The sequence below is a fragment of the Candidatus Zixiibacteriota bacterium genome (assembly GCA_026397505.1).
Classification (GTDB): Bacteria; Zixibacteria; MSB-5A5; order GN15; family PGXB01; genus JAPLUR01.
This window is the reverse complement of sequence record JAPLUR010000021.1, coordinates 1-11,717: the sequence shown is the minus strand read 5'-3', so window position 1 is coordinate 11,717 and position 11,717 is coordinate 1. Positions and strand designations below refer to the sequence as shown.

9 protein-coding genes are annotated in these 11,717 nt (G+C 46.6%); 4 read left to right on the top strand and 5 right to left on the bottom strand.

Annotated elements, in window-relative coordinates; genetic code table 11:
• The 3 genes from NT002_01185 to NT002_01175 form a co-directional block, all read right to left on the bottom strand.
• Window positions 1–236: Ni/Fe-hydrogenase cytochrome b subunit (locus NT002_01185; GenBank protein ID MCX6827887.1), on the bottom strand; the 236-nt coding region annotated here is incomplete at its 3' end.
• Window positions 233–1,132, bottom strand: coding sequence for a 4Fe-4S dicluster domain-containing protein (locus NT002_01180; GenBank protein ID MCX6827886.1), 900 nt, complete (start codon window positions 1,130–1,132; stop codon window positions 233–235). The genes NT002_01185 and NT002_01180, both read right to left, overlap by 4 nt.
• 359 nt (window positions 1,133–1,491) lie before the next feature.
• Entirely contained in the window at window positions 1,492–2,835 is a 1,344-nt protein-coding gene (locus NT002_01175) for a carboxypeptidase-like regulatory domain-containing protein (protein ID MCX6827885.1), read from the bottom strand.
• A 335-nt stretch (window positions 2,836–3,170) separates the two neighbouring features.
• Here NT002_01175 and NT002_01170 point away from each other — a divergent pair, with 335 nt between their 5' ends.
• From NT002_01170 to NT002_01155, 4 genes are all read left to right on the top strand, one after another.
• Entirely contained in the window at window positions 3,171–3,716 is a 546-nt protein-coding gene (locus NT002_01170) for a dockerin type I repeat-containing protein (protein MCX6827884.1), read from the top strand.
• 52 nt (window positions 3,717–3,768) lie between these two features.
• Window positions 3,769–4,755 (top strand): hypothetical protein, encoded by a 987-nt coding sequence (locus NT002_01165; GenBank protein MCX6827883.1) that lies wholly within the window; start codon window positions 3,769–3,771, stop codon window positions 4,753–4,755.
• A gap of 174 nt (window positions 4,756–4,929) precedes the next feature.
• Window positions 4,930–5,508, top strand: coding sequence for a hypothetical protein (locus NT002_01160; protein ID MCX6827882.1), 579 nt, complete (start codon window positions 4,930–4,932; stop codon window positions 5,506–5,508).
• Window positions 5,509–5,663: 155 nt separating this feature from the next.
• Window positions 5,664–5,861: a hypothetical protein gene (locus tag NT002_01155; GenBank protein MCX6827881.1), complete on the top strand. Its 198-nt coding sequence runs from the start codon at window positions 5,664–5,666 to the stop codon at window positions 5,859–5,861.
• Window positions 5,862–5,963: 102 nt separating this feature from the next.
• On the opposite strand, the gene NT002_01150 is transcribed toward NT002_01155, so the two are convergent.
• Complete coding sequence (locus tag NT002_01150) at window positions 5,964–7,952, bottom strand: prolyl oligopeptidase family serine peptidase (GenBank protein ID MCX6827880.1); 1,989 nt, start codon at window positions 7,950–7,952, stop codon at window positions 5,964–5,966.
• A gap of 479 nt (window positions 7,953–8,431) precedes the next feature.
• Window positions 8,432–10,654 (bottom strand): VCBS repeat-containing protein, encoded by a 2,223-nt coding sequence (locus NT002_01145; protein ID MCX6827879.1) that lies wholly within the window; start codon window positions 10,652–10,654, stop codon window positions 8,432–8,434.
• Between the last annotated feature and the right edge of the window lie 1,063 nt (window positions 10,655–11,717).

The following is an 11,717-nucleotide window of genomic DNA, read 5'->3' as shown; positions in this document are numbered from 1 at the left end:
TCGACCAGAGCCGCGGTTGTGAATCCGCCGGCCGCTAAAGCGACACCCGAGGCGACATCAACCGCGATCCAGAGACCCCAGGGATATTGATCGGTAAGATTGGTGGCCGAGCCCAGTCCGAATAGAAGACGATAGGCGTAGGCCGCCAGACCGGCCGCCATGATTCCAAATAGAATTTTCGTCCCGGTGGTGAAAAATTTCACCCTCACCGGCAGAGAAAACTCGTGCGCGCTCATTCCTCGCCTGCCTTCCCCTCATCCCTATGTCTGAAAGAGTACATAGCCAGTCCCAGAAGTCCATACAGTGCCAGGGGTGGAACGAACGATTTGAATATTCCATGCTGAATTGGCTCGGTACTGTGGGGGAGCGGCTCATCGCCCAGTTGAGGCAGTTCTGTAGCGGCAAAATCCACTCCGGCCAGATACATCCAGCTCGTGCCGCCTGCTTCCTTCTCGCCGTAAACATGATCGAAATATTTTTCGGGACTGGCCGCGATTCGGCTATGGGCCAGATCGATCAGCTCCCGGCGATTTCCGAACGTCAGCGCTTCATTGGGACAAATGCCGATACAGGCCGGTTTTTCGCCCGCATCCACCTTATTCAGGCAAAAGGTACATTTTCTGACCTGGGGATTGAGGGCATTCGCATACTCATAACCGGGTATCTGAAAAGGACAGGCCACCATACAGTAGCGGCAACCGATACATTTCCAGGCATCGTAAGTGACCGGACCCCGACTGTCCTTCCTCAAAGCCCCCACTATGCAGGCGGAAACGCAAGCCGGATCATTGCAGTGCATGCATTGCACTTTAATATTATATTTCTTGTCGATAGCTCCGGTTCCGGCAAATTGATTTACCACCGTATATGCCGAAGCATTCGGCCGGCGGTGTCTGACAAAAACTGATTTGTCCTCGAACGCGGCCAGAGGCTGATTGGAAAGAGAATTGGCATCATTACAGGCCCATTCACACTTCCGGCAACCGCTACATACAACGGTGTCGACCAGGACTCCGATAGCCAGATCGGTATCGACTGCCGTCTTCTTCTCACTCGCCCGAGCCGTATCACCCAGAATGGTCAGGGAACCGGCCGCTGCCAGCTTGATAAAATCACGACGGTTAAAACTCATCTATGATGACCTCAGATAGACAACCAGGAGAATATTTATCCATTTATGCTTGTGAATAAATTCACAAATCATCTTGTAACTCTACTCATAATCTTTATCAAAAACATATACGTCACACATCAAGAGTAATTATAACAATTTCACTCTTAATTGTCAAGAATAAAAGAGGATAATAATACTTATATATTCACACAAATATAATCGGCTTAATTTAATAAATCATGATAATAATTGTATGCTTTTTCTCTCGTAGTCATCTCTGTCATTATCTATTGATATGCAAGAAATTAGAGAAGAATGTAAGATCTTTAAGCAAATGGAGTATGAATTAGTCGGCTGAGCGTCTGAAAGCGCCAGACTTATCTATAATAATAAATGGAGAATCGATTTAAACCGGCACGACCCGGAATCCCGGCCCGTTCCTGCCAGACATAAAATTCCACCGCAACACTGTGACCAATAAGATAAGACTGTGATATATCAATCGGGCTATCAATCATAACCTTTCTTGTCCCGCCCCCAATAGTATTGCCATATACAAAAAACCCATCAATGCTGAAATAAACGTCAGTAGCTGCCTCGACCAGGTCGGCCTCGATAATCCAGTGGACATCTTTGGAGCCGAGGGGAATGCTCACCGCACTGGCCATGGCCAATTTTCCGAAATCAGTCATTTTCGGGAAATCGAAACGGTAGCAATTACCGGCAGTATCGATTTTCCACGCCTGATAAGCACCGTCGTTCTCCAATTTCCAGAGTTGGGGTGAGGCGATTCCGATCGACTCGAAAGCAATGCGGCGAATCCTGCCGATCAAATTAAATCTGGTGCCCCCGGGCGCTACCTCGACTTCAATTGTATCCGGATACAAATCATAAACCGGATTCCCCCAATTCTGAATTACCAGTTGCCGCAACCCGACCGGAATACCGTCGATAGCATAGCCCCCCTGGAAATCGGCTACCGAGACAAGATCGGAGGAAAAACCATCCGGATTCAATACCGAAACATGCGCCCCCGGCAAAACACTTCCTTCCATAGTAAGAACGTTGCCGCTCAAAATGGTCGTATAATATTCACTCTGAAGATAGATATTCCGATCAATATTCCCATTCACTTCCATAAGAGCGGAATAAGGGCCATAACCGGCCAGGGTTGCTTCCAGAGTATAGCTGCCACTGGCAACACTGGGCAATATATAATACCCGGCCGTGTCGCAGGTATCGGCCCGATCGGCCATTGTCACGATCGCCCCCGAAATCGGAATGGCTGTTGAGGGGTGATAGACATAGCCCGAAACAGTGTTGCCGGTGTCAATCTGAATCCATTTGTCGGCATATGTCGAATCATGGCCGTCGGTCGCCAGAAGGGTCAATTTCAATTTCATTCCCGATAACAGGGCGCTCGAGACACTCAACATTGTTGATTCGCTGGTATCCGGAGTAAATTTCCCGGCCCGCTTATAGGTTGACCATTTTAATTTAACGGGATCACCATCGGGATCAAACACATCTGCAACCAGTTGAATCTGTGAGCCGGGAAGCGCAAAATCAGGGTTGGCCGTAATCTCCTTTATGACCGGCGGGGCGTTGTCCGGCCCGGTGCTTTTGGAACAGCCTGAAAGAAGCAAAGCAATCGTGATAATTACCGGAAAAATCCAACCCCAAATAAAAATAGGCCGAAAACGTTTCCGTGCTCTTGTCATGGCGCCAATATATAGTTTTGGGGCGCAAATGTCAATCAGAGGAGCGCAATACTGCTTGTTCCGTTATGTCCTTAATTCCCCGCCGCGGCGGGGAATGGTGACCTGACAGCTTTCTGAGGATTCGTAGGTCAGGTCTCTTGCAGACCTGACACAGTATTGTCAGGAGCGTAAAGCTCCTGACCTACCTAATAGAGCGCCGGAACACTAGGAGAGTGATTGCCAAACCCAATCACTTTACTCTTCTATCCGGCAGAAATTGCTTGCGTTGTGCGCGGTTGGGGTTATATTAATTACAGGTTAATATTTACCTGCAATTTCTCTTACGAGGGATTAATATGGGCAAGATATCATTTATTTGGATTGTGCTCGCGCTTTTGTTTCTGAGCGCGAGTAATGCTTTTGCGGCCACCATTCATGTTCCCGCAGACCAGCCAACGATTCAAGTGTCAATAAATGATGCCAATTCTAATCTGGAAATATCAAGCAAGAATAATAGTCTTCTCAGCCAAGGTAATGTCACTTGGCAAGTAATCGGAACTGGTATTACTGAATGCAAATCAGCAAATTTCGCCATAGATGCAACCATAGGGCAGCCAGTAGTAAACTCAATTCAAAGCAGCACGAATGATGTTCATAACGGATTCTGGGCATATATCTATTCATGTTGTAACAAGCCAGGCGATGCCAATGATAATGGCCTTATCAATATTCACGACATTACATTTCTAATAAATTATCTGTATAAAGATGGGCCGCACCCCCCTTGTTTTTCCAAGGCGGATGCTAGGGGAGACGGTCCAATCAATATATCGGACATAACTTACTTGATAAATTACTTATACAAAGGCGGGCCGATACCTCAATGCCCACAACTCAAATAAATTAAAGGCGATAATTACCAAGAAAATATGAATCAAAATTAGAGAGGATAATATGAACAAGCGATTGTCATTGATGATGGCGAATTTATTGATATTGATATTCATTGAATTGTCTGCATTCGCAGGTGTTCCTCAGATAATGAGCTACCAGGGGCGCCTGACTGACAATATTGGCAATCCTCTTCCAGACAATGTTTATTCATTCAAATTTTCTATTTATGATATGTCAGTCGGTGGGTATCAACTGTGGACGACACTCGGATATGTCCCAATTCAAACTAAGAATGGACTATTTAGCCATCTCTTGGGCTCAACAAATCCTCTCCCTGATTCTCTTGCCAAATATGATTCACTCTGGCTTGGTATAACAGTCGGACTTGACCCTGAAATGACACCACGAACAAGTCTGGCAAGCACCATATTCTCTTTCAGATCTGCAATATCGCAATTTGCCGATACAGCGAGGCATTCCCTTGATAAAACAATTGATGCATCTGAACTGGCTACCGGCATCTTGGACACGGCGAGATATAGCGCATATGAAGACCTGGAAAGTGAGGATAAAATTGGTGCGGAGGCTAATCAACTTGCATCTGGCAATCATTCTCATGAAATGAGCGGACCGAAATTGACTTTTAAGGAATATGTTTATGATCAGCAAGGCCCGATATTAACCCTAACGCCCCCTTATCCGAATTGGTCGCAAAATTGGCCAATAATAGATTCAATAAATATTTCCGTTCCCGATAGTGGCTATGTGGTAGTAAAAGCATTAGTTGTTTTATACTTACCCAACGGAAACCAAGAGATAAGAATTGGCTTAACTTCAAGCCAAGCGACTGATCCCGGTTTTGGTGAATATACATCATCTTCTAATAAGTCTGACGAGGACTATTTAGATATGTCAATTGAGGATTTTATAAAAGTAAGTGGACCCTCGACTTTAACTATCTATTTAAAGGGAACAGCTAATTTTCCTTTTTTTTATATCAGTAAATATCAATTAAGTTCAATTATTTATCCACTGAGATACCAATAAACAATTCTGCTTTCATAATGGTGATGCATCTTCTTCGACGTAATTTCTACTCATTCCGTAGATTGGAGTTTGATGCTGCCAAAGGCTTTCAATTGAGCACCCAATGAAAATAGAGCAAGGCTTCGAAACCGCATTGGGTTATGCCTATGGGTAACTGAGGAAAAGGATTATAAAATGCAAAAAGACAGGGTAATTAAAGAAAATAATGTCTACTTTGATATATTTGACAATGCGAAGGACTATCTTGAGAAAAGTCTATTTTTTATTGAAAAAAGCATAGAAGACCCTAAATATTGGAAGTGGGCTGCAATTTCACTGCACGGAGCATTGTATGGGTTTCTAATAGCTGCACTGGAGGTGCCGGATTCTCCCGGCGCCATAAATTCAACAAAAAAGGGAAATCGTCTGATTGGTTTTGATACGGCCCTTAAAAGGCTTCAGAAGCCTGATTATAATAGAGTATATGATTTTATCAAGCCACTTGAACTAACAAAAAAACAACTAGATTCAATCAAAATAGTGAAAAATCGCTTACGCGATCCATTTATTCATTTTCTGCCGCAACCTTGGATCATTGATTTTTCAGGTATAGCGAATATTGCGGCAGATGTCATTGCGGTGATAAAACACCTAATGACGAGTGATTATATATTTTTATCCAGCAATAGGAAAATAAAGAATGTAAGGCACTTATGTAACCGAGGTCTTCGAATTCTTAAATCGCATCCTTTATATATGGCGTCAGATATCTAGCCATTTTGATTTATGGTTCCAAATCCCGCCGACGGCGGGCGCTTTCGACACTTACCATCATCCAAATCCCATCCCCCACCCCTCCCGCAAAATCCACATCGAACCAATGGTGATTTCCACCTCCCCCCCCTTATGTAGAAGCAGTGATTATTTATATGTCAGGAAACGAAAAACAGCTTAACGCCAACCAAGCCAATGCCGCCTCCTCCAACAGGGCCTCGATACCAAATCGCCGCCGCATTCAGACAGAGATATTTATAAAAACGGAGAAACAAAGCCATTTTTGTCATCTTCTTGGCACACATATGGTTCGCGCATTTTTCCATGGCTTGGTTCCCGTTGCGCAAACGTAACCACTTGCGGTACAGTGTCCTCTATGAATAATTCTCCGGCGATAAAAAAGGCGGCCTTTCTATTGCCGCCTTTAATCCGATACAAACCGCAAATGAAATAGACTACTTCATCACATGCATCAAAGTGAAAACATAGCTGCTGGCTAAATCGTGAGTCAACTGAGCTTTCATGGCCGCTCCATGGCCGGCCTCGGTAGCCTCATAATACCAGACCGGTTTGCCGAGCCGCGAAAGAACATAGGCAAAGCGCCTCGGGTCCGAAGGAGGAACTCTGGGATCATTGAAGCCGCCCGTCACCAGAATCGGTTTTGAGACATTCTCGGCATAAAAAATCGGCGCTACTTTGCGGTTCAAGGCGCCGCCGACCGGGCCATATTCCTTCTCCCATGACGGTATAAAAACCGGGTTGGAGTTAAGAATGGTATGATCGGGATCCGACACGCCCACCTGTGAGACAACACAGGCAATCTTATCCGGGCATTGCGTGGCCAGCCAATCAACCGTATAGCCGCCGTATGAGCCGCCCCAGATGGCGATTTTATCCGGCTTCGACCATCCCTCGTTGATCAGATAATCGATGGCCGCCTCATCATCCTTGAGAGCATTAAATCGCCCTTCGAGATTATCAGCCTGCTCATAGGCCGGGCCGTAACCGGATGATCCCCGAACATTGGGCAGCATGTAGATAAATCCCTTGCTCAGGGCGAAAGCCATATTCCGCGAAAAATACGGCCGGCTCTGCCCCGCCGGTCCGCCGTGATAATCGATAATAGCCGGGTTAGTACCGTCCTTCTGAGCCGTTTCGGGAATATAGACAAAGGCCGGTATCATGGTCCCATCGTATGATTTATATTTGATTAAATTAACCTCGATTTTTGAAAAGTCATACCCGAAAGTGGAGATTTTCCCGATCTGCTGCAGCTTGTTCTCGCCCAGTTTGAATTTGAAGACTGTCGGCGGCATCGTCGGCGCGGAAAAATCAAAAACCACCTCACCCGAATCGTTGCTGCCGATATTGGAGATGATGCCGATATCGGTATTGGGCATCGGTATTGACGCTCCCCTGAGGTCAAAGGCCGCCAGCTGAGAATACCCTTCCTTGTTCAGAATCAGGAAAACCAGGCCTTTTTTCCGGTCAAAACCGGTCTTATCCACTTCCATCCGCGGGTCATTCAAGATTGTGAATTCATTCGGTTTGGCCGGATCGAGCAGGCAGTACTTCAGGAATTCCTCCGGTTTGGATTTAATGGATGTCAGGGTTACGATTTTACCGTCCTGCGTGAATAAGGCATTGCTGAAAATGGCCGTATCCGACATAACCGTCATTTTGTTGGTCGCCAGATCATAAATGCAAAGCTGCGCCTCGGAAGCAGAATAACTGCGAATGACAGTCATCTTGCCTTTGTAGTAGTCGCCGGGGAAAAATACCCCCGGCTCGGTGTAGAGCGTATCGAGCACCCCGGTCGATAGAGTATAGCGGGCGAAATGAATCGTGCGACGATCGTATGTCACGACAAAGAACCGGTCGGGATTGTCCTCATCATACATCGGCCCGAAAAAGGCCGTCTTGCGGTCAACCAGCAACGGTCGAAATTTGCCGTCACGAGAGAAATACCATAAATCATGCATCTCATCGCCGTGCTTGTAAACACTGACAATGACAAAATCGCCCGACGGATGCACCGCAAATTCTGAAATGGTAAAACCTTCTTCGGTCCAGTTGTTGGGTGTCAGCTGAATCGGCCAGCCCATCGCCTTATCGAGGTAAAAGAGGGCCGAGCTTTCTCCGGTTAAGCGCATCTCGAAATAAATCCGGCCGGTATTATCAATCTGGGGTTTGGTGATAAGATCAATACCGAGCAGAAAAGTCAGGTCGTTGACCGTTGGTTCCCAGTACTTTGATGATTCCAGCATTTTTGTCGTCACTGCTTTAGTACTGTCAATGTAGGCCATTATTTTGCTCGTGTCGGTAAGAACCCAGGAGTCGATCTCCTTCAGCAATCCTTCAACCCTGCCGGAGTTCTGGGCGGTCGCCATCGAGAAAGCGAGCACTAACACCAGCATTACCGTGGTAGCAATCCTCAATACCATCAATACCTCCTATGATTAGTATCGTTTTAGTTTTTGACTAAGTAATAGAACTCAAAATGAGCAATGTAAGTTTCATTTTATTTATCTTTGAGTTGCAGATAAAATCCGAGATTTTGCAAATAAGCGCTCAAAAAACACTATTCGAACTTTTCAGTGATTTGACAATAACTAAACTTTCCCGGATTGTCAAGAACTTCCCCGCTTTCCTGAGTGACGGCTCCTGTGGCCATAATAACAAAAGCGTTTGGCTATTGCCGGGCAAATACTCCGGGAGCGCGCCGAGGCGGGCGGCCAATATAGTGCGGGAAAGATTGAGGTAGACTGAATGCCTCATGGCATTACCGGGCAATTGAATCGCAAACACCCCTCAAAGCCAAAGGGGATAGTCGTAATGACTATCCCCTTTCCTGTCAACTCTGATTTCGCACTAATTTCTTACATCGGCCTGCAAATCAGCGCTGTTCGTTCCGACAAATTCGCTACCTCTGGTTCATCAGGACGACCACGGAGCCCGCGTCACGATTAGTCACTACCAGGTCATTGTAACCGTCGCCATCGAGATCTTCCGAGAAAATCGAAACCGGATCGCCGCCGGCATCGAAAGTGGAGATACTACCGAAAGTGCCATTACCATTATTTGTCAGGACAGTGACTGAATTGGACCAATAGTTTGTAATGGCCAAATCCAGGTCATTATCCGCATCAAGATCAACAGCGACCAGGGAAGTGGGATGGTTCCCAACAGCATATCTGGCGGGTGCAGAAAAATGACTCGATCCATCATTCAGCAGGACAGCAAGATCATTGGAATATGTATTCACGACTGCAATATCACTGTCGCCATCTCCGTCAAGATCGGCGAGAACAAGCGAGCGGGGACCCTCACCAACACCAAAACTCAAGTCTTCGGATCGGGAAAAACATGTATCGCCGCAATTTATCAGAATAGAAATACTATCGATTGAGCCGGGATTAGGAACAGCAACCCAATCCCTCGAGAAATTTGTAACGGCCAGGTCAAGGTCACCGTCTCCATCAACATCACCGGCGGCCACCCAATACGGGACTGCTCCGGCAGGATAATTCGCCGCAGCCGCAAGCACCCCGGTACCGTCTCCATACAGAACCGAGACATTATCGCTGCGGGCATTGGCCACAACCAAATCCATATTGCCATCAAGGTTAATATCTACGGCAATCACCGAACGGGGATTTTCCCCAACCGGGTAATAAACAGGCGAATTGAAGGTGCCTTCACCGGTATTCAGGTAGACAGAGATATCACCCGAAAGGTCGTTCGCAACCACAACATCGGCGGCCGAATCTTTGTTTAGGTCGGCCGCGAGAATTCCCCACGGACCATTTCCGGCCTCGTAATCAGTAACCGAAAGAAAACCGGCGTGTCCATCGTTTTCCAGGATATGGATATCGTTGTCCGAAGAATTTGCTATGGCAATATCTATGTGCCCATCCATATCCAGATCTCCTGTGGAGACGAAGACGGGAGCCCTTCCTGTCCGGTAGGTGGTCGGATCCGCAAATGCCCCAACGCCGGTGTTCTTGAATATAGTAAGATCATTCGATCCCTCATTTGCCACAGCCAGATCGATGTAATTATCATCGTCAAAAAGGCCGCTTGCCACGGCTCCAGGGTGCAATCCCGCCTGATATCTGACCTGACTTCCAAAGCTGCCGTTACCCAGGTTTTTGCGAACAGAAATGTCTCCCGATTCGTAGTTTGCTACGATCATATCTTTGCTGCCGTTGTTGTCAATATCCTGAAGAATGATGGCGGCGGGTCCATTTCCCACGCCAAAGGCTTTTACAGTGTCCGCGAAAGTAGAATCACCTTCATTAAGGAGTACGGAAACACTGTCATCCATAAAATCAGCCACAGCCAGGTCGATATCGTTGTCGCCGTCAAGATCGCCTCCGGCGACCGAATAAGGATTCTTACCAACGGCAAAATCAACTGCCGCGGCAAAAGTCCCATCACCATTGTTCTTTAAAATCGAAATATTATTTGACGCGCTGTTGACAACGGCCAGATCCACGGCATTGTCCCCGAAAAGGTTGCCCGCATAAACAGAACGCGGAGCATCGCCTACAGGATAGCTGACGACAGGATCAAAGGTTCCATCACCATTGTTTATCAGTACGGAAATATTATCCGAGCTATTATTTACTACGGTAAGATCACTATCGCCGTCATTGTCCAGGTCTGCGGGGCAAATGGCACAGGGGTTATTTCCGACGCTATAATTAACCGCTGCGGCAAATTTACCTTCCCCTGAATCAATTAAAATCGATATACTATTAGAGTTGAAGTTAACTACCGCCAGGTCGTTGTGGCCATTGGCATTGAGGTCCACTACAGAGATAGCCTTCGGTTTTTCTCCGGTAGCATAATTCTCTTCAAAGGATCCTCCGCCTCGGTTGATCATGATCGACAGATTGTCCGAGAGCCAGTTCGCTATGGCCAAGTCCAAATCGCCATCCTTGTCGAAATCGGCAGATGTAACGGCGTAGGGGTATTTCCCGGCATCGCGTGGCACCGGAGGCCCAAATTTCTGTCCCCCTGTAGTCGCCACCGGGCCAGTGGACTCCTTGCCGCATCCCGCCAGAAGGACAAGCGCAAGAATTAGTCCTATAATAGACAAATAGATATACTTTACTTGCCCGTGGATCATGTCAGAGACCATAACAACACCTTCCTCTCAATGCTGAATAATGATTGTTAATTGAATCTATCGAAGAATAATCTGAACAATACCGGCTCAGTTGTCAAGTCTTTTTTGGGTAACGTGTAGCCCTTCTGACAGATGGGATCTTTTCTAAAAGCGAAAAATCGATCTTTTTCCAACTTCAAGGTGTGACAGGCACCCTATCGGCTTTTGCCAGGCCAGTTTACTGCCCTCACTATAGATATGAATCACTATATTTTCAACGGAACTTCAATCGGGATACAAGTCAGCACTTTCAATTCCCATAAGGCGGAAAGGCTGGGATTCTCCGGGGCATGATTCTGCAATCCGTTGCCCCACAACCGAGTAACTCATAGAGCGGGGGGGGTCGTTTCTTCATTTTTGTTCTCTTTTGTAGTGATCTCGTGTCGATTTTGAGGGTATAGGCCACGCGGGTGACAATTCTTGACATTGGGAAAGTTGATAAATTGCTTTTTGACTTTAGACACATAAATAGCCGTGCTTTCTGTTAAAAGGGGGATCCAATTCACCAGCGAAGTGCTACTGATTTTGATGTGATGAGGATGTTGAATGCCCAGTCGGGACAGGCGCAAGGGTTTCGATTTACCCGCCCATAGATGCGACGCAAATGGCGGAACCGCAAGACTTCGGGACTGTTGATAAAGGCACATATTCGAGATTAAGCTGTTTTTAACCTGTTGTCTTTCAATGCCCGTAATGGCACCCTGCGTCCGCTTGCCGGGGTTTTTCAACACTCCCCTTCGTCTGGGGTTCTGCCCTACCGCAAGCTGACAAATTCCGGTGGATCAGGGCTCTGCGTTTTTGTAATCTTGCTTGACGGGGATGAAAGAAGTGATATATTATGTAATAGTATTATAGGTCCAAAGTCCTGCACTTTCAACTTTTTTATATTTTTGTCGTTCCGCAGGGTCTGCTATGTATCAAGTCAAGCCCATTTTCGGGTTTTATTCGTGAATCCAAACCAGTCTGCTATTCGTGGCCTCTTTTATAGTGAGCCACAGGTAATCAATCCGAGGTTTTCACGGGGGAAGCGGCAGAC